This is a genomic window from Streptomyces sp. NPDC056835 (assembly GCF_042789485.1).
Lineage (GTDB): Bacteria > Actinomycetota > Actinomycetes > Streptomycetales > Streptomycetaceae > Streptomyces.
The window spans coordinates 72,280-91,471 of the sequence record NZ_JBHUBB010000017.1; the positions used below are offsets into that span (position 1 = coordinate 72,280).

General features: G+C 71.1%; 14 protein-coding genes and 1 pseudogene. 12 read left to right on the forward strand and 3 right to left on the reverse strand.

What is annotated here, in order from left to right:
* Positions 1 to 79: 79 nt before the first annotated feature.
* From ACFRMN_RS20730 to ACFRMN_RS20750, 5 genes are all read left to right on the forward strand, one after another.
* A complete protein-coding gene (locus tag ACFRMN_RS20730; RefSeq protein WP_383021550.1) occupies positions 80 to 1,351 on the forward strand; it encodes an AAA family ATPase in 1,272 nt (423 codons plus the stop codon).
* Complete coding sequence (locus ACFRMN_RS20735; protein ID WP_383021553.1) at positions 1,348 to 1,989, forward strand: hypothetical protein; 642 nt, start codon at positions 1,348 to 1,350, stop codon at positions 1,987 to 1,989. Before ACFRMN_RS20730 ends, ACFRMN_RS20735 begins: the two co-directional genes overlap by 4 nt.
* Positions 1,986 to 3,494, forward strand: coding sequence for an Asp-tRNA(Asn)/Glu-tRNA(Gln) amidotransferase subunit GatB (gatB, locus tag ACFRMN_RS20740; RefSeq protein ID WP_383021554.1), 1,509 nt, complete (start codon positions 1,986 to 1,988; stop codon positions 3,492 to 3,494). Before ACFRMN_RS20735 ends, gatB begins: the two co-directional genes overlap by 4 nt.
* Before the next feature lie 173 nt (positions 3,495 to 3,667).
* Positions 3,668 to 4,924: an SLC13 family permease gene (locus tag ACFRMN_RS20745; protein WP_383021557.1), complete on the forward strand. Its 1,257-nt coding sequence runs from the start codon at positions 3,668 to 3,670 to the stop codon at positions 4,922 to 4,924.
* A gap of 5 nt (positions 4,925 to 4,929) precedes the next feature.
* On the forward strand, positions 4,930 to 5,406 hold the full coding sequence (locus ACFRMN_RS20750) for a universal stress protein (protein ID WP_383021560.1): 477 nt from the start codon (positions 4,930 to 4,932) through the stop codon (positions 5,404 to 5,406).
* A 143-nt stretch (positions 5,407 to 5,549) separates the two neighbouring features.
* Here ACFRMN_RS20750 and ACFRMN_RS20755 read toward each other — a convergent pair whose 3' ends face one another.
* Positions 5,550 to 6,155, reverse strand: coding sequence for a TetR/AcrR family transcriptional regulator (locus tag ACFRMN_RS20755; protein ID WP_383021563.1), 606 nt, complete (start codon positions 6,153 to 6,155; stop codon positions 5,550 to 5,552).
* 118 nt (positions 6,156 to 6,273) lie between these two features.
* On the opposite strand from ACFRMN_RS20755, the pseudogene ACFRMN_RS20760 reads away from it, so the two are divergent.
* The 7 genes and pseudogenes from ACFRMN_RS20760 (at position 6,274) to ACFRMN_RS20790 (ending at position 16,794) form a co-directional block, all read left to right on the forward strand.
* Positions 6,274 to 7,186: pseudogene (locus ACFRMN_RS20760) on the forward strand (alpha/beta fold hydrolase).
* A gap of 251 nt (positions 7,187 to 7,437) precedes the next feature.
* On the forward strand, positions 7,438 to 9,621 hold the full coding sequence (locus ACFRMN_RS20765) for a phosphocholine-specific phospholipase C (protein WP_383021565.1): 2,184 nt from the start codon (positions 7,438 to 7,440) through the stop codon (positions 9,619 to 9,621).
* A 118-nt stretch (positions 9,622 to 9,739) separates the two neighbouring features.
* Positions 9,740 to 11,968, forward strand: coding sequence for an MMPL family transporter (locus ACFRMN_RS20770; protein ID WP_383021568.1), 2,229 nt, complete (start codon positions 9,740 to 9,742; stop codon positions 11,966 to 11,968).
* Between the two features lie 40 nt (positions 11,969 to 12,008).
* On the forward strand, positions 12,009 to 12,569 hold the full coding sequence (locus ACFRMN_RS20775; protein ID WP_383021571.1) for a GNAT family N-acetyltransferase: 561 nt from the start codon (positions 12,009 to 12,011) through the stop codon (positions 12,567 to 12,569).
* A 96-nt stretch (positions 12,570 to 12,665) separates the two neighbouring features.
* Positions 12,666 to 13,304: a hypothetical protein gene (locus ACFRMN_RS20780; protein WP_383021574.1), complete on the forward strand. Its 639-nt coding sequence runs from the start codon at positions 12,666 to 12,668 to the stop codon at positions 13,302 to 13,304.
* 206 nt (positions 13,305 to 13,510) lie between these two features.
* Positions 13,511 to 13,684, forward strand: coding sequence for a hypothetical protein (locus ACFRMN_RS20785; RefSeq protein WP_383021577.1), 174 nt, complete (start codon positions 13,511 to 13,513; stop codon positions 13,682 to 13,684).
* A 62-nt stretch (positions 13,685 to 13,746) separates the two neighbouring features.
* Positions 13,747 to 16,794 (forward strand): AAA family ATPase, encoded by a 3,048-nt coding sequence (locus ACFRMN_RS20790; protein ID WP_383021579.1) that lies wholly within the window; start codon positions 13,747 to 13,749, stop codon positions 16,792 to 16,794.
* Positions 16,795 to 16,877: 83 nt separating this feature from the next.
* Here ACFRMN_RS20790 and ACFRMN_RS20795 read toward each other — a convergent pair whose 3' ends face one another.
* Entirely contained in the window at positions 16,878 to 18,023 is a 1,146-nt protein-coding gene (locus ACFRMN_RS20795; protein WP_383021582.1) for a PQQ-dependent sugar dehydrogenase, read from the reverse strand.
* A gap of 105 nt (positions 18,024 to 18,128) precedes the next feature.
* Positions 18,129 to 19,124, reverse strand: coding sequence for an aldo/keto reductase (locus tag ACFRMN_RS20800; RefSeq protein ID WP_383021585.1), 996 nt, complete (start codon positions 19,122 to 19,124; stop codon positions 18,129 to 18,131).
* Between the last annotated feature and the right edge of the window lie 68 nt (positions 19,125 to 19,192).

Genomic DNA, 19,192 nt, shown 5'->3' on the forward strand with positions numbered 1-19,192 from the left:
TCAGGGCGGGCTCCCCGGCACCACACCGCGGCGTACCGCCGCCGCTGTTGTCACCGTTGCGACGGAAGGAGGTGACCCGGTGATCACCCGCATCGAGATCGACGGCTTCAAGTCGTTCGTCGGCTTCGCCCTGGACGTACGGCCCTGCACCGTGCTGATGGGCGTCAACGGCGCGGGCAAGTCGAACCTCCTGGACGCCCTGGACTTCGTCCGGCGCACGGTCACCATGGGTCTCCCGAGGGTCTTCGACGGCGATAATCCCCGGCTCGCGGCGCGGGATCTCTTTCATCACGCCGACGGGCCGCGCGGTGCCTACACGGCGTCCGAGCTGACCATCAAGATCGGCATGATCACGCCGGGCGTCCACGGGCCGCTCCCGCTGGTCGTACGGCTGGTGGTGGACCGCGAGGGCGAACCGTCAGGACCCGTGAGGGCCACGGTTCGCCGTGGGCGCAGCGGGGTGTGGGTGAGCAGCCTCGCACGCACGGACTGGATGGACCGCCTGGAGCTTCCGCAGCCGTTGCGCGCGGCTCTTCTCACCGCGAGGAAGTCGTTCGTGGAGAGCACCGGGATCGACTGGGTGTCTCTCAAGGACAAGGTGCCCTCCACCGAGGGGGCGACGGCGCTGCTCTCGCATCTCCTCCGCGAAATCGAGACCTGGGAGCGGATCGCGCTCGATCCTGCCGCCATGCGCAGGCCGTTCGGCGGTAGCGACGAGCTGACGCTCCTGCCGGACGGGAGCAATCTGGCGGCCGTGCTGGGGCGACTCGGTCCCGGGGAACTCCGCGACATGGAGGCCGATCTGGCCGCGCTGATCCCGGAGGCGTCCGGGATCAGGCCACTGTTCGACGACCGGCGCGGCGAGTACGACTTCGACGTACGGTTCCGGCACACCGGCTGGACGTCCCCGCCGATGCTGTCCGACGGCACGATGCGCGTCCTCGCACTGCTGGCCGCCTGGTACGACGACCGGCGGGCCGGACTGCTGGCCGTCGAGGAGATCGAGAACGGCCTGCATCCGACCCGGATCGCCGAGTTGGTGAGGCGGTTGCGCAGGGATGTGGACGACTTCCCCGGCCTCGCCGACCGGGCCACCCGGACGTACGGTTTCCGCCAACTGATCGCGACCACGCACTCTCCCGTGCTGCTCTCCGCCCTGCGCGACGACGTTTCGGGAAGCCTGGTCCTCCTGGAGCAGGCGTCGCACGTCGACCCGGCACGCACGGGCGTCTCGACCGTGACCCGAGCCCGTCCCGTTCGTACGCCCACGGCGGACGAGGAGCCGGGCGACACGGTCACGGCCGAGCAGGTGAAACGCCTGCTGGAGTCCATGGGGCAGGTGATCGCGTGAGCCGCGTACGCCTGCTCAGGTTCGGGCTGCTCGTCGAGGGTCCGAGCGATCTGCTCTTCCTCGAACGGCTGATCATCCGACAACTGGAGGAGACGCTGCACGCCAGGGCGCTGAAGGCCACCGAGGTGCTCACTCCCTGCGAGACGAGTCCGGTCTACAGCACAGCCGAGCCGAAGGCTCTCCTCCGGGCGGCCACGGAACTCGCCGACCGGTGCGACGTACTCTTCGTGCACCGGGACCACAAGGAGATTCCGGATGCCCAGGGGCTGCTGGAGGCGCTTTCCGCGCTGTCGAAGCGGGCGGCGGCGCCCGTGCTGCTCGGTCCCCGGATGATGACCGAATCGTGGGTACTGGCGGACCGGGCCGCGCTGACCCGGGTGCAGCCGGCCGCCGACCTGTCGGCGCATCCGCATCCACACCCCGCCGATGTGGAACAGGGAAACCCGGCGCCCGGCCATCCCGCTCACCCGAAGCGTGTGCTGGCGAACGTACTGAAGAAGGCACGGCGGTCCGACCCCGGCGATTACTTCGCCCGCCTCGCCGACGAAGTGGATCTCTCCGTACTCGGAAAGCTGTCCTCCTACCAGCGCTGGCTGGCCGACACCGATGAAGCATTGATGAGGAAGAAGTACCTGTGACCGTCACTGAACTCGTGCCGTACGAGGACGCCCTCGCGACGTACGACCCCGTCATGGGCCTGGAGGTCCATGTCGAGCTCGGCACCAGGACCAAGATGTTCTGCGGCTGCTCGACCGAGCTGGGCGCCCAGCCCAACTCGCAGACCTGCCCGACCTGTCTGGGCATGCCGGGCTCGCTCCCGGTCGTCAACGCGATCGGTGTCGAGTCGGCCGTCAAGATCGGCCTCGCGCTCAACTGCGAGATCGCCGAGTGGTGCCGCTTCGCCCGGAAGAACTACTTCTATCCGGACATGCCGAAGAACTTCCAGACCTCCCAGTACGACGAGCCGATCGCCTTCAACGGTTATCTGGACGTCCAGCTGGAGGACGGCGAGATCTTCCGCGTCGAGATCGAGCGCGCCCACATGGAGGAGGACACCGGCAAGTCGCTGCACGTCGGCGGCGCCACCGGCCGGATCCACGGCGCGTCCCACTCCCTGCTCGACTACAACCGCGCGGGCATCCCGCTCATCGAGATCGTCACCAAGCCCATCGAGGGCGCGGGTGAGCGCGCCCCCGAGGTCGCCAAGGCGTACGTCGCCGAGCTGCGCGAGCTGATCAAGGCGCTCGACGTCTCCGAGGCCCGGATGGAGATGGGCCAGATGCGGTGCGACGTGAACCTCTCGCTGCGCCCCCACGGGCGGGAGAAGTTCGGTACGCGCTCCGAGACGAAGAACGTCAACTCGCTGCGCAGCGTGGAGCGCGCGGCCCGCTACGAGATCCAGCGCCACGCCGCGGTGCTGAACTCCGGCGGCACGATCATCCAGGAGACCCGCCACTTCCACGAGGAGGACGGCTCCACCACCTCGGGACGGGTGAAGGAGGAGGCCGAGGACTACCGGTACTTCCCGGAGCCCGACCTCGTGCCCATCGCCCCGCCCCGTGACTGGGTCGAGGAGCTCAGGCAGGGGCTGCCCGAGCTGCCGCGGGTGCGGCGCAACCGGCTCCGCGAGGAGTGGGGAGTCTCCGAGCACGACATGCAGTCGATCCTGAACGCGGGGGCGATCGAGCCGATCGTCGCCACGATCGACGCGGGCGCCCCGGCCGACCAGGCCCGTAAGTGGTGGATGGGCGAGCTGGCCAGGAACGCCAACGAGTCGGGCCGCGCGCTGGACGAACTGCCCATCACCCCGGGGCAGGTCGCACGGGTCGCGGAGCTCGTCACCTCCGGCGATCTCAACGACAAGCTGGCCCGCCAGGTGCTGGAGGGCGTGCTCGCCGGCGAGGGCGACCCGGACACCGTCGTGGAGAAGCGCGGGCTCAAGGTCGTCTCCGACGAGGGCGCGCTCGGCGCGGCCGTGGACGAGGCCATCGCGGGCAACGCGGCCATCGCCGACAAGATCCGCGCGGGCAAGGTCGCCGCGGCGGGCGCGCTGGTCGGCGCGGTCATGAAGGCCACGCGCGGCCAGGCGGACGCGGCACGGGTACGTGAGCTGATCCTTGAGCGGCTCGCCCCGGCGGAATGACCGGGCGCGGCGCGGAGAATCCGGACGTCGAGGGCTGACGCCGGTTCGTATGGACGCCACTGGGGGCGGCGCACTCGTCGGGTGCGCCGCCCCCGCTCGTTCGTCACAGCACCGTTCACCGAAGCAGAGGCCGACCCTTCCCCCGTAAAAGCCCGTGAACCGTCTGAAGGCTTGTGAACTCCGTCCTCGCTGAGATCGTCTCCGTCGCGCTGCTGCTCGGCGTGCTGGCGTTCGCCGTCGTACGGCCGCGCGGACTGCCCGAGGCCGTCGCGGCCGTGCCCGCGGCGCTGCTGGTCATCGCTCTCGGTGCGGTCTCTCCCGAGGACGCCCGCGCGCAGACGTACACGCTGCTGCCCGTCGTCGTCTTCCTCGCGGCGGTGCTGGTGCTGGCTCAGCTCTGTGACGAGGAAGGCCTGTTCAGGGCGGCGGGCGAGCTGGTGGCGCGGTACTGCGGCGGTCGGCCGCGGCGGCTGCTCGGCGGGGTGTTCGCCGTCGCCGCCGTCATCACCGCCGTACTGAGCCTGGACGCCACGGTGGTGCTGCTCACCCCGGTCGTCTTCGCGACCGCCGCCCGGGTCGGTGCCCGGCCCCGGCCGCATGTCTACGCCTGTACGCATCTCGCGAACTCCGCGTCCCTGCTGCTGCCGGTCTCCAATCTCACCAATCTGCTGGCGTTCACGGCGAGCGGGCTGTCCTTCACCCGGTTCGCCGCGTTGATGGCGCTGCCGTGGCTGGCCGCGATCGCCGTCGAGTACGCCGTCTTCCGCCGCTTCTTCGCCGCCGATCTGGCCGCCGGGGCGCACCCGCCGAGCACGGACGAGCGGCGCGAGGTGCCGGTGTTCACGCTGGTGGTGCTGGGGCTGACGCTGGCCGGGTTCGTGGTCACCTCGTTCGTCGGGATCGAACCGCTGTGGGCGGCCGTCGCCGGTGCCGCCGTACTCGCGGCCCGCGCCCTGCGGCAGAAGCGGACGACCCTCACGGGGCTGGTCCGGGCCGCCTCCCCGCTGTTCTGTCTCTTCGTCCTCGCGCTCGGCGTGGTCGTCAAGGCGGTCGTCGACAACGGCCTGGACACCGGGATCAGCCGGCTGCTGCCGGACGGCTCGTCGCTCTCCTCGCTGCTGGCGATCGCGGCGATCGCCGCCGTACTGTCCAACCTGATCAACAACCTGCCGGCGATCCTGGCACTGCTGCCGGTCGTCGCGCCCGCGGGGCCGGGACCGGTGCTCGCCGCGCTGATCGGCGTCAACCTCGGGCCGAATCTCACGTATGTCGGTTCGCTCGCCACCCTGCTGTGGCGGCGCATCCTGCACGAGCACGACACGGAGCCCGCGCTGGGCCAGTTCACCCGGCTCGGTCTGCTGACCGTGCCCGCCACGCTCGTCGTCTCGACCGTGGCTCTGTGGGGGACGCTGCTACTGATCGGAGGCTGACCGCTGTGACCGTACCGCCGCCCGGTCCACCGAGGACCGTTCTCGTCTGGATCACCGAATCCACCTGGCCCGCCTGTGTCGACGCGGCGCGCGAACGCGCCCCGCACGACCACGTGGTGCTGCTCCATGTCAGTGACGACGAGATCGCCGCCGCCGCGCACCAGGCCTATACGGGGCTGCTCGGCCGTGGCCACCGGACCGACCGCGACCCCGGCGCCCGGCTCGAAGCCCTCTCGGGTACGGCCGCGGCCGACCTGCTGGAGGCCGCCGCGCACCGGCTCGGCCGGCCCTGCGAACTGCTCGACCACCACGGGCGCGTGGAGCACGAGGTCGTACGCGCGGCGGCCGGCGTGGCGCTGCTGATCTGCGCGCGCGACGGGGAGCGCGACCACCCGGGGCCGCACAGCCTGGGCCGGGCGACCCGGTTCGTGGTCGACCACGCGGAGTGCCCGGTGCTGCTGGTGTGGCCGTACGGGGAGTAGGGCGGCGGGGGCGGACGCCGGCGCGCCCGCCGGGCCCTGGCGTTTGGGTCCGGCTCTGGTGTTTGAGCACGGCCCTGGCGTTTGGGCACGGTCCTGGTGTTTGGGCCCGGCCCGGTCACTTCCGCAGGGCGGCAGTGGTCGGCTCACCCGCCCTGGAAGACGCGGTCCAAGTGGTGTTCCAAGACCGCCGTGGCCGACTCAGGACTGCGCTGCCCGACGAGGATGCCGGTGCCGAGTCCCGCGGACATGGCGAGCAGTCCGGCCGCCTCCAGTCGTGGGTCCACGCCGGGCCGGAGGAGTCCGGCCTCCCGTGCCTGACGGAGGAGTGCGGTCACGGTGTCCTCGGCGGCGTCGGGGTCCTTGTTGAAGGGCTGGGCGGCGAGTGCGGGGTCGTTGATGGACAGCGTGGCGTACGAGGTCAGCACGGAGTGGAACGTGCGGCTCTCCTCGTCCGCGGGCAGGGCCACCATCAGCAACGCCTCGATCGTGGCGCGCGGTCCGGGGCGTTCCCCGGTGGCCTTGAGCCGGGCGGTGACCCGCTCCCCGAACCTCTCCGTCAGATGCTGGAGCCCGAAGAGCAGCAGCTTCTCCTTGGTCTCGAAGTAGTACTGCACCAGCCGCAGTGACACGCCTGCCTCGGCCGCCACATCGCGCATTCCCACGGCATGCAGCCCATGCCTTCCGGCGACCCGGACGAGCGCCTCGGCGATCTCCGTACGGCGCTCCGCATGATCCACGCGCTTGGGCATCGGCCTGTTCTCCGCTCGTCGTTCCGCTGGTACGCCCCTGCCGGGACCCGTTGATGGTACAGCTGTACCATTTTCATGGTACGTTCGTACCGTAAAAATTCCGGACCCGGAGGTGCCTGTGCCCGAAACCGCTGCCCGTCCTCGCGCCGACGTCGGCCGCTACGTGAGCGAAGCCTGGCGTGACCGCTACTTCGCGGCCTGCGACGCCGTCTACGCCCTGGGCGCACCGGCGCTCGCGGAACAGGACGTGGAGACCTCCTTCGGCACCACGCACGTCTACCACTACGGCCCCACGGACCCCGCCGCCCGGTCACGCACCCCCGTCGTCCTGGTGCACGGGGCGAGCGCCTGCTCCGCCATCTGGTACCCGAACACCCCCGCGCTCAGCGCCGACCGCCCCGTCTACGCCATCGACACCCCCGGGTGACCCCGGACGCAGCGTGCAGCGCGCACCCATCCACCAGCCCGAACGGGCCGCGCAGTGGCTGGACGAGACGCTCGACGGGCTCGGCCTCGACCGCGTCCATCTCGTCGGCCTCTCGTACGGAGGCTGGCTCAGCGTGAACCAGGCGCACCGCGCACCCGGCCGACTCGCCTCGGTCACACTGCTCGACCCCGGCGGCCTGGAGAAGGTGGGCCTGCGCTTCTTCGTCTGGATCTTCGTCAGCCTGTTCGCGACCTCCGCTCCCAAGGCCCTCCGTCCACGACTGGCGGCCTGGCTGGAACAGCCGGTCCTCGTCCTGCCGGAGCTGCGCACCATGGTCAGGACAGCCGTCCGCGCCTACCGCGTACGCCGCCCGGCTCCCCTCCCCCTGACCGACGACGAACTGTCCACCATCCGCACCCCGCTCTACCTCGTGGTCGGCAAGCGCAGCCTGCTCCTGCACCCGCGGCGGCAAGTGGAGCGTGTGCCCCGCCTGATACCGGGAAGCCGGGCAGAGATCATCTCCGACACAGGTCACGCACCACAGATGGACCACGCGGACGAGATCAACCGCCGGATGCTGGAGTTCATGGACTCCGTCGACTGACGATCGCCGCCGATGAGACGGGACGCCCGCCTCGGGGAAGGGTGGCGGAACGGCCGACACGGTGTTCGCGGCTCGCGACTCCGGGGTCACGGTGGATGTCGGGTGGCCGGAGGGTGCCGCACGGCGGGCCCGAGCGTGCCGTACGGCGGGCCCGAGCGTGCGACACCGCTCCGGGCGCCCCCCTTCGACGTTCACTCCTCGGCCGTTGCCGGGTCTTCTCGCGGACACCGGGCTTCACTACCGTCGCCGCCATGTCTCCGGAGATATCGCGCAGAAGAATGCTCGCCCTCGGCACCGGCGCCCTGGGTACCGCGGCGGTGGGGTCCGTGCTGCCGCCGTCCCTGCAAGCCGCGCTGGCCGCCGAGCCGGCCGCCGGCGGGATGCGGGCGATCAAGCACGTGGTGATCCTCATGCAGGAGAACCGCTCCTTCGACCACTACTTCGGCACGCTGCGCGGCGTGCGGGGCTTCGGGGACCGTAACGCCGTCGAGCTGCCGTCCGGGAAGCCCGTCTTCGAGCAACCGGGGCCGCTGGGGACCGTTCTGCCCTTCCCCATCCGGGACGCGGCCGAGACACAGAAGAAGGACCTCCAGTACATCGGGGACCTGGACCACTCCTGGAACGGCGGGGCCGCGGCCTGGAACAACGGGTGGATGGACCGGTGGGTCTCCGCCAAGACCGCCGCCACCATGGCGTACTACGACCGCCACGACCTCCCGCTGCACTACGAGCTGGCGGACACGTTCACCATCTGCGACGCGTACCACTCCTCCGTCCACACGTCGACGAGCCCCAACCGCAACCACCTGTGGAGCGGCTGGACCGGCTTCGAGGCCGACGGGCGGCGGGCCGTGGGCAATGACGCGTACGACGAGGCCACCCACCCCGGCTATCCGTGGCCGACCTACGCCGAGCGGCTGGAGAAGGCCGGGCGGAGCTGGCAGACGTACACGGAGTGGGACAACTTCACCGACAACAACATCGAGTTCTTCACCACCTTCAAGGACATCGCCCGCAAGGCGCTCACCAAGGCGCGTGCGCTGCCGGGCCAGACGGGTGCGGCCGGCTTCACGTACATGGAGGCCTTCTACGCCGCCGTGCGCGACACCGAGGACGCCGCCGAGCGCGAGCGGCTGCTCGCCGCGCTGGACGAGGGCGTCGCCGCGCTGACCCGGCGCGAGCGCTCGCTCTTCGAGCGCGGGCTGCGGCGGGTCGAGAGCGGCACCCTGGCCGAGCGGTTCCGGGCCGATGTGGCCGCCGGGACGCTGCCCGAGGTGTCCTATCTGGTGCCGTCGGCGATCGACTCGGAGCACCCCGGCTCGTCGTCGCCGATCGCCAGCGCCACGCTCGTCTACAAGGTGCTCGACGCGCTCGGCGCGCACCCCGACGTCTGGCGGCACACCGTCGTACTGATCAACTACGACGAGAACGACGGCTTCTTCGACCACGTACCGCCGCCCGTGCCGCCCGCCGAGGGCCCCTCCGGCTCCGCCGAGCGCTGGCAGGGCCGGCCGGTCGGGCTCGGTGTGCGGGTGCCGCTGCTGGTCGTCTCGCCCTGGACCGTCGGCGGCTATGTCTGCTCGCAGGTCTTCGACCACACCTCCGTGGTCCGCTTCCTGGAGGAGTGGACCGGGGTGGACGAGCCCAACATCACCGCGTGGCGGCGCAATGTCACCGGCGATCTGACGTCCGCCTTCGACTTCCAGCGCGGCCGCGGGCTGCCGGAGGTCGAACAGCCGGGGGAGATCCCGCCGTTCACCGGCCGCTGGCGGCCCGTACCGCCCGCCGAGCAGCGGATGCCCGTACAGGAGAAGGGCGTACGCCCGGCCAGGCCGCTGCCGTACCAGACCGACGCGTACGGCCGGATCGAAGGGAAGGACGAGGGGCGGGTGTTCAAGGTCGCGCTCAGCAACACCGGGCGCGCGAGCGCGCACTTCGCGCTCTATCCGTACGCCGGCGAGTTCGCGATCCCGCAGCACCGCGATGTAAGGGGCACGGCGCAATGGACGGTACCCCTTACCGGACTGACCGGTGACGTGTACCGCTTCACGATCACCGGGCCGAACGGCTTCCGCCGTGAGTTCGCCGGACCGGTGGCCGGACACGGCGCGGAGGTCTCCTCGACCGTCGACCACCACGACCGCGATCTCCATCTCGAACTGCGCAACAGGGGCGATCGGCCCATCACGTTCACGCTGCGGCCCCTGGGCTATGTCGACGAGGCCGATCTGGACGGCTGGACCCGGCAGATCACGGTGAAGCCGGGCCGCGGCAGGACCGTCGTGCACTCGGCGGCGGACGCGCACGGCTGGTACGACATCGAGGTCACCACCGACGGCGGTATGGACACGGACGCCGACCCCGGTGCCGGGACCGGTTTCCGCCGCCGTCTGATGGGCCACATCGAGAACGGGCGGGTGAGCGTCTCCGGCTGAGGGGCCGGAGCCGCCCGGGTTCCCGTGCGCCACAGGTTGTGAGTAAACCCACCAAACGGACAATCGATCACTAATCGCTGCGACAGTGGATCTCCTACGAGTGACCCAGGGAGATCCGTTGGCAGCCATCGCGCGGTGGTGCATCAGGCACCGTCTCCTCGCCGTTCTCCTCTGGCTGCTCGCCCTCGGCGGTGTCTCGACCGCCGCGGGCGTGCTGGGGTCCTCGTACTCCAACGACTACGAGGCACCCGGCACCGAGTCGGGCCGCGCCGCCCAGCTCCTCAACGACGGTTTCCGGGGGCTCGGCGGCGACGACAACACCATCGTCTGGCACGCGGACCGCGCCCCAGGCGCCGGTCCGGGGTACGGCTCCGTCCGTACGCCCGATGTCCAGCAGCGCATGGGGGCGATGCTCGACAAGGTCGGCAAGCTGCCCGGCGTCTCCTCCGTCGCCGGCCCCTACGCGGCCGACGGCGCCGCACAGATCAGCGCGGACGGCCGGACCGCCTACGCGCGGATCACCTTCGCCCAGCCGACCGACGAGATCCCCGTGGCACAGGCCGAAGCGGTGGTCGACACCGCGAAGGCCGCCGCGGACGACGGACTGGACGTACAACTCGGCGGCAGCGCCGTCGCGCTCACCGAATCCACCACGGCGCACACCGCCGAGATCGTGGGCGTGGGCGTCGCCGCCGTCGTCCTCTTCCTCGCCTTCGGCTCGCTCGCCGCCAGTCTGCTGCCCCTGGCCACGGCGCTGGTCTCGGTCGGCACGGCGTACGCGGGCATCGCGCTGCTCGGCCATGTGATGACGGTCGCCGATTTCGCACCGATGCTCGGACTGCTGATCGGCCTCGGGGTCGGCATCGACTACGCGCTGTTCATCGTGACCCGGCACCGTACGGGCCTCAAACGTGGCCTGAGCGTCCACGAGGCGGCGGTCGACGCGGTCGCGACCACCGGCAGAGCCGTTGTCTTCGCCGGGGCCACGGTCTGTATCGCCCTGCTGGGCATGCTGATCCTGGGGCTGAGCTTCCTCAACGGTGTCGCGATCGCCGCCTCGCTCACGGTCGTCCTGACCGTCGGTGCGTCCGTGACCCTGCTGCCCGCCCTGCTCTCGTACATCGGTACGCGGGCGCTGAGCCGGCGCGAACGCGCGCGGCTCGCCGCGCACGGACCCGAGCCCGACCGGCCCACGACCTTCGCCGCCCGCTGGTCCCTCTTCGTCGAACGCCATCCCAAGCTGCTCGGCACCGTGGCCGCCGCCGTGATGCTGGTCCTCGCCCTGCCCACCTTCTCGCTGCATCTGGGCACCTCCGACCAGGGCAACAACCCGGCCTCCACCACCACTCGGCAGGCGTACGACCGGCTCGCGGAAGGGTTCGGCCCCGGCGTCAATGGCCCGTTGACGCTGGTCGCGCACATGGACGGCGCCGCCGACCGGCTCGCCATGGACCAACTGCCCAGCACGCTGCGTACGACGGAGGGCGTCGCCTCCGTCGGCCCGATCACGTTCAACGGCAGCGGCGACACGGCGGCGCTCACCGTCGTACCCGACTCGGCACCCCAGGCGAAGGACACCAGCGAGCTGGTCGACCGGCTGCGTACACATGTCCTTCCCGAGGCCGAGGCCGGTACCTCCCTGGACGTGCACGTCGGCGGGCTCACCGCGAGCTATGACGACTTCGCGGAGATCATCATCGGCAAACTGCCGCTCTTCGTCGGGGTCGTGATCACCCTCGGCTGTCTGCTCCTGCTGCTCGCCTTCCGGTCCGTGGGCATCCCGGTCAAGGCCGCGCTGATGAATGTGGCCGCCGTCGCCTCGTCGTTCGGGGTCGTCGTCGCGATCTTCCAGTGGGGGTGGGGGAGTGAGCTGCTGGGGCTCGGCAGCGCGGGCCCGATCGAGCCCTTCCTGCCCGTGATCATGGTCTCGGTGCTCTTCGGGCTCTCCATGGACTATCAGGTCTTCCTGGTCAGCCGGATGTACGAGGAGTGGCTGAAGACGGGGGACAACCGGCGGGCGGTCCGCGTCGGCCTCGCCGAGACCGGGCGGGTGATCAACTCCGCGGCGGTCATCATGATCTCGGTCTTCCTCGCGTTCGTCCTGAGCGGTGAGCGGGTCATCGCCATGTTCGGGATCGCGCTGGCGGCGGCGGTCGCGCTGGACGCCTTCGTCCTCCGTACGCTGCTGGTCCCGGCCTTGATGCATATGCTCGGCGGCGCCAACTGGTGGCTGCCGCGCCGGCTCGACCGCTGGCTGCCGCGGATCAGTATCGAAGCGCCGCAACGGCGCGGACATGCGAAGATCCCCGAGCCGCGCGAGACCGAGGACAGCGTGCTCGTGCGGTGAACACCCGTACAGCTACTCGCTCGCAGGCAGAAGGAGCCCCATGTTCGCGATACCCCTGGGTGACGGAGCGGAGCTGCGCCCGCTGGAACCATGGCGGGCCGAGGAATTCCTCGCCCATATGGACCGCGCCAGGGACCTGGTCGATGAACACATCAAGCTGGCCGCCGCCGTCACCGATCCCGCGTCGGCCCGCGCGCTGCTCACCTCGTACGCGGAGAAGCAGGCGGCCGACAGCGGACGGATCTACGGGATCTGGCTCGACTCCACCCTCGTCGGCGGCGTGCTCTTCCGCCTCTTCGACGCGACGACCGGCAACTGCGAGGTCGGCTGCTGGCTGGAGCCCGCCGCGACGGGGCGCGGTCTGGTCACACGCGCGGCCCGGGTACTGATCGACTGGGCGGTGGAGGAGCGCGGGATGCACCGCGTGGAGTGGCAGGTGTCGTCCGCCAACACCGCGAGCGTCAAGGTCGCGCGGCGGCTCGGCATGACACGGGACGGGGTGCTGCGGGAGAGCTATCCGCACCGCGGCGTACGGCAGGACACCGAGATCTGGTCGCTCCTGGCGTCCGAGTGGCGCGAGCGGGCGGGCACCGACGGCTGACCGCGGGGACCCTCGACCCGACTTCGAAACGTTCATTTCACCGCGAGTTTCGGCGTTCTCAGGAAGTTCTCAGACAGGGCCCCTAGCGTGCGCGATATGAACCCGACCCCCGAGACCGAGACCGCCGCTCAGACCACCGACCCGGAGACGGCCGAGACCGCCGCCTCCGGCGCCGAGGCGACGGCGGAGACCAAGACCGGCCCCAAGGCCGACCTCACGAAGGGGTCCGTCGCCGAGCCCGTCGACAAGGACGCCACCGCGGCCGAAGGCCATGACGACGACGCCGAGGACGACGAGGACGACGACCTGGACGGTGACGACGCCGCCGCGGCGAGCCGCCCGTCCGGTCTCGGCTCCGCGGCCGCCTCCATCGTCGCCGTCTGCCTCGGGATCGTCGCCCTCACCGGCACCTGGACGAGCCGCGTTCTCGCCGAGCGCCAGGGCCTGGTGGGACAGCTCAAGACCGGCCAGTCCAGCACCGCGGAGCAGCAGATCTCCGCGATCTACGCCGACGGCTGGCACGTCACCGCCGCGGTCAACGGCGCGGTGGCCCTGGTGGCGCTGCTCGTCGGAGCGATCGTGCTGGCCCTGCCGCAGCGCACCGGCTGGGTCCGCCCCTTCGCGCTGGCCGGAGCGATCCTCGGCTTCCTGGGGCTGCTGGTCTCCTTCGGCATGTACTTCGACCTCTTCGCGGCGCTCCCCACAGCCCCCGCCGCCCCTGCCCCCACCCCCTGAGCCCGCCCGCTTCCGGCGTTCCTTCCCCCGGTCTAAGGCCCGCACGGCGTCACAGCCGGGGCCTTAGGCCGTACGTACGTCCGCGCCCCTGTTTCTAAGGCACCGGGGCCCGTCAAGATGCGGCACTCTCCCGATGTGGCCGTACCCCCTGGGAGACGAAGGTAGAGGCATCACCAGACGCCAGACACCTTCACCAGGGGGACCCGATGTTCGAGTACGAACTTCACAAGATCAACGCGGCCGAGCTGATCCGCAGGGCCGACCAGCGGCGGCTCGTACGCGAGATCCGCACCGCCCGCCGGCAGGCGCGGCGAGCGTCCAAGCAAGCCCGGGAGGGGCGGGTGACCACCCCGCACGACCGGTTCACGCGCGCGGCGTGACGTGACGTGACGTGATGGCACTCCACTCGATAACCAGTGCCGCGCCGTCAGACCCCTGTGCGATGCTCGGGCGCGTGGAGACCAGGTCAGTCAGCCCCGTGTTCGTCGGCAGATCCGGCGAACTCACCGCCCTCACCCAAGCGCTCGCCCGCGCCACCGCGGGCGAGCCCCAGGCGCTGCTCATCGGTGGCGAGGCCGGGGTCGGCAAGACGCGGCTCATCGAGGAGCTGCACAAAGTGGCCTGCTCCGAGAAAGCCGTCGTGGCGGTCGGCGGATGCGTGGAAATAGGCGCGGACGGACTGCCGTTCGCGCCTTTCTCCACCGCGCTGCGTTCGCTGCGCCGTCAGCTGCCCGACGAGCTGAAGGCGGCGGCCGAGGGCCAGGAGGACGAACTGGCCCGGCTCCTGCCCGAGCTGGGGCAGTCGGACCGCGGCGCGCTCGGTGAGGACGGCACCGCCAGGCTCTTCGAGCTCACCGCGCGCCTGCTGGAGCGGCTGGCCGCCGACCGTACGGTCGTGATCGTCCTGGAGGATCTGCACTGGGCGGACGCCTCCACCCGCCATCTGCTCGCCTATCTCTTCCGCGCGCTGCGCCGCGGCCGGCTCGTCGTGCTCGCCACGTACCGCGCCGACGACATCCACCGCCGCCACCCGCTGCGCCCGCTCCTGGCCGAGCTGGACCGGCTGCGCTCCGTCCGCCGTATCGAGCTCTCGCGCTTCAACCGCGCCGAAGTACGGAGCCAGCTCACGGGCATCCTCGCGGCCGAACCGGACCCGCCCCTGCTGGAGCAGATCTTCGAACGCTCCGACGGCAACGCGTTCTTCGTGGAGGAGCTGGCCTGCTCCATCGGGACGGCGTGCGGCACCGGTCTGAGCGACTCCCTGCGCGATCTGCTGCTCGTCAGGGTCGAGGCGCTGCCCGAGGACGCCCAGCGGGTCGCCAGGATCGTCGCCGAGGGCGGCACGACCGTCGAATACCGGCTGCTGGCCGCCGTCGGACGGCTCGCGGAGGACGAGCTGATCGAGGCGCTGCGGGCCGCCGTCAGCGCCAATATCCTGCTGCCCACGGCCGACGGCGACGGCTACCGCTTCCGGCACTCGCTGGTGCGCGAGGCGGTCAGCGACGATCTGCTCCCGGGCGAGCGCTCCCGGATCAACCGCCGCTACGCCGAGGTGCTTGAGGCCGATCCCTCGCTCGTACGGGCCGACGAGCGCACCACCCGCCTCGCCAGCCACTGGTACCACGCGCATGACGCGGCCAAGGCCCTCCCCGCGGTGCTGAGCGCCGCCGTGGAGGCGCGCCGGCGCTACGCGTACTCCGAGCAACTGAGGCTGCTCGAACGGGCCATGGAGCTGTGGGACGACGCCCCCGAGGAGGTACGCGGCACCCTGCGGCCACCGGACGACGTCGAGGTCTATCCGCCGTGCGGCGGCGATCCGACATCCTCGCCGTTGCGCTATCTGGATCTGATGGCGGAGGTGACGGTCGCCGCCCGCTCCGGCGGTGAGCGCGAACGCGCCCTGGCCATCTCCAAGAAGGCCCTGCGGATCCTGGAGGGCGAGGACGGCGGGAAGGATCCGCTGCGCGCCGCCTGGTTCTGGATCCAGCGCTCCCGCCTGACGCAGGACCTCACACGGGGCGACGGCTGGCAGGAACTGGCCACCGCCCAGGAGCTGGTGCGCGGGATGCAACCGTCCGCCGTACACGCGGAAGTCCTCGCCATGGTCGCGAGCTGGGGCGCCCTGCACCAGCCGGGTCCCGACAGCCTGGCCGCCGCCGACCGGGCCGTGGAGTACGCCAGGCTGGTCGGCGCCGAGCTCACCGAACTGCACGCCCGCCTCACCCGCGGCTGGCTCACCGCCGACGCGGGCGGCGTCGAGGAGGGCATCGCCGAGCTGTACGACGCCCGTGACCGGGCCGTCGAGCTGGGCGCCGTCGGAATCCTGGGGCGGGCCAGTATCAATCTGCCGTCCACGCTGGAGAGCATGGGCCGCTCCGGGGAAGCGGTGGCCGCCGCCGAGCAGGGCATCGCCTTCAGCCATCAGCGAGGTCTCGCCGATACAGAGGCCTGGGTGCGGCACAACCTGGCCCACTCCCTCTTCTCCCTCGGACGCTGGACCGAGGCGGAAGCCGTCCTCGACGACACGGTGGAGCTCGCCCGGTCCCACAAGGCACGCGGTCTGGTCGCCGGACGCCGCGCCGAACTGGCGCTGGCCCGAGGTGATTTCGACGAGGCACAGCGCCAGGTGGAGCTGGCCCGGAGCTTCTTCGGCACCCATGACTTCCAGCCGCAGCACCTCATACCGCCGACCCGGCTCGCGATGCGCGTCGCCGCGCGGCGCGGCGCGCTGGCCGACGCCAGGGCCGAGTTCGAGCGGATCACCGAGCACGGCCTGCCGCCGGGCACCCGGCAGTACGCACTGCCGCTGCTGTGCGCGGCGGCCTCGATCGAGGCGGACGCCCGAGGGCTGCCGGACGCGGACGCCGGACGGGCGGCGATCCTTGCGGCCATACGCCTTCACGCCAAGCGGATGCCCACGCTCGTGCCTGTCTGGCACGCGTACGGCCTCATGCTGGAAGCGGAGCTGGCGCGGGCGGAGGGCACCATGGCGCCGGAGCTGTGGGCGCGCGCCGTCGCCGCCTTCGAAGTGACGGAACGGCCCTATGAACTGGCGCTCGTCCGGCAGCGATGGGCCGCCGCCCTGCTGGACCACCACGCCGACCGCGCCGACGCCGCGGACCTGCTCATCCTGGCTCACACCGCGGCCCGCGACCTCGGCGCGCGTCCGCTGACCGAGGAGATCGAATCGCTCGCCGGGCGGGCCCGGATCAGCCTCGCGCCGACGCCCGCCGAGGTCCGTACGGCCCGGGGCACCGACCCGGATCCCGACCCGGCCCGCGCGCTGGGTCTGACCCCCCGGGAACAGGACGTCCTGCGGCTGGTCGCCGCCGGTCACAGCAACCGAGGGATCGCCGAGGAGCTGTACATCTCGCCCAAGACGGCGAGCGTCCATGTCTCCAACATCCTGGCCAAGTTGGGTGTGTCGGGCCGTACGGAAGCGGCGGCGCTCTCGCACCGCCTGCGCCTTTTCCCGGATTCCGCGGTTTAGCAGCCGCACGGACAGGTGGGGCGGCGTCGCGTGCCGATGGGCGGCGCCCGGCGGCGCTGTTCACCACGCGCCGGCGCGTATCGCTACGCGACCTCCAGCAGGAGGATCCTGTCGTCCCCCGGCTTCGGTGTGCCCCGGCCATCCGTATTGCTGGTCATCAGCCACACCCTGTCGCCGCCCACCGAAAGCACCGTGCGCAGACGGCCGTACTCTCCCTTGAGGAACGCCTGAGGCGCGGCCGCGGCTTCCCGCCCCGCCAGGGGAATCCGCCACAGCCGCTCGCCCTGGAGCGCCGCCATCCAGATCGAGCCCTCCGCGTACGCGATACCGCTCGGCGACGACTCGTCCGTCCGCCACTGCTCGACCGGGTCGACAAAGCCCGGCTTACCGGCCTTTCCCTCCACATCGGGCCAGCCGTAATTCTTGCCCGGTTCGATGAGATTCAGCTCGTCCCAGGTTTTCTGGCCGAACTCCGAGGCCCACAGCCGCTTCTCGGAATCCCAGGCCAGTCCCTGCACATTGCGGTGGCCCAGGGAATAGACGACCGAATCCGCTTCCGGATTGCCGTGTACGGGCTGCCCGTCCGGAGTCATCCGGAGGATCTTTCCGGCCAGCGACTTCTTGTCCTGCGCGAGGCCCGTGTCACCGGTCTCGCCGGTGCCCGCGTAGAGCATCTTGTCCGGGCCGAAAGCGATCCGTCCGCCGTTGTGGACGGTGCCCTTCGGAATGCCGCGCAGCACGGTGTCGGGCGCCCCCAACTGCTGCCCCGCCGGCTTCTTCTCGTCGTAGATCATCCGCGCGATGCGATTGTCCGAGGCGGTCGTGAAATACGCGTACACCTGATGGTCCGAGGCGTACGAAGGAGAGAGCGCGATGCCCAGCAACCCGCCCTCGCCCGCCGGGGAGACCCCGGGCACCGAACCGATCACGGTCTTCTTCCCGGTCTCCGCGTCCACCCGGGTGATCGTCCCCTCGTCGCGCGCGGACACCAGCGCGTCGCCGTCCGGCAGCGCCGCCAGGCCCCAGGGCGAGGTGAGCCCTTCCGTCAGGGTGGACACCACCTTCACCGAGCCCTTGGCCGGCGCGGCCGACGGGCTCGGAGCCGCGGCCCCCGACGTCGCGGCGACCGGCGTCGTCGTGGCGCTCCGGCCGGGCTCGGGACCCGTACCGCCGCCGGAGGAGCATCCCGCCAACACGAGAAGGGCGACAGCGGTCCCTACGGCCGTCACTGCTGAACGTTGCACGGTTCGATCCCTTCGAAGGCTGCGATTTCCCTGAGCTCTACCGTTCCCAACGGTTCTCACACCGCCGCCGTTCGCGCACCGCGGCCACGCTCACTCCCATGACTCCCGCACCGGCGGCAGCTCCGCGATCTCGGCCAGATCCCGGACCGTCAGCGTCAGCCCCGCCGCCCGCGCGTTCTCCACCGCCCACCGCTCCCGCTTCGTCCCCGGCAGCGGCACCACATGCCGCCCGCTGCTCAGCACCCACGCCAGCGCCACCTGCGCCGGAGTCGCGCCGTGCCGCGCCGCGATCCGCCGCAACCCCACCACCAGCGGCTGGTTCGCGGCCATCATCTCCGCCGTGAACCGCGGATGCCGCGCCCGTACGTCGTCCGGCTCGAAACCCTGCCCCGGCGTGAGCGTGCCGGTCAGAAAGCCATTGCCCAGCGGCATCGCGGCCAGAAACCCGATACCGCGCGCCTCGCACCACGGCAGCAGCCGCTCCAGCGCCTCGGGCGACCAGACCGAGAGCTCCGCCTCCACCGCGCTCACCGGAAAGATCTGCTGCACCCGCTCCAGCTGGCGGATCGTCGACTCGTGCAGATGCGTCCCCGATCTGCGCCGGGACGCGCGCGCCCCCACCGCGCACAGCCCGAGCGCCCGCACCTTCCCCGCGGCCACCAGCTCCGCCATCGCGCCCCAGGTCTCCTCGACCGGTATCTCGGGATCCGCGCGGTGCAGCTGGTAGAGGTCGATCACATCGGTCTGGAGGCGCCGCAGCGAGGCGTCACAGGCCCGCCGCACATAGCTGGGGCGGCCGTTGGCGACGATGTGCTGATCACCGACGAGCAGCCCGCACTTGGTCGAGACGAAGACGTCCGCCCGCCGCTGCCCGAGCACCCGCCCCAGCAGCAGCTCATTGGTGAAGGGGCCGTACATATCGGCCGTGTCGAGCAGGCTCGTACCGGCGTCGAGCGCCGCGTGCACCGTACGGAGTGAACGGTCGCCGTGCTGCTGCGAGCCGGTGTAGGCCCAGTGCATCGGCATACAGCCGAGGCCGATCGCGCCCACTTCGAGCGCCGCCGCACCGATTGTCCTGCGCTCCAACGCCGTACCCCTCCTTGTGCCGCCCTCAAGCTAACCTCATCGCTCCGGCACCCATCGCATAGCCTCCT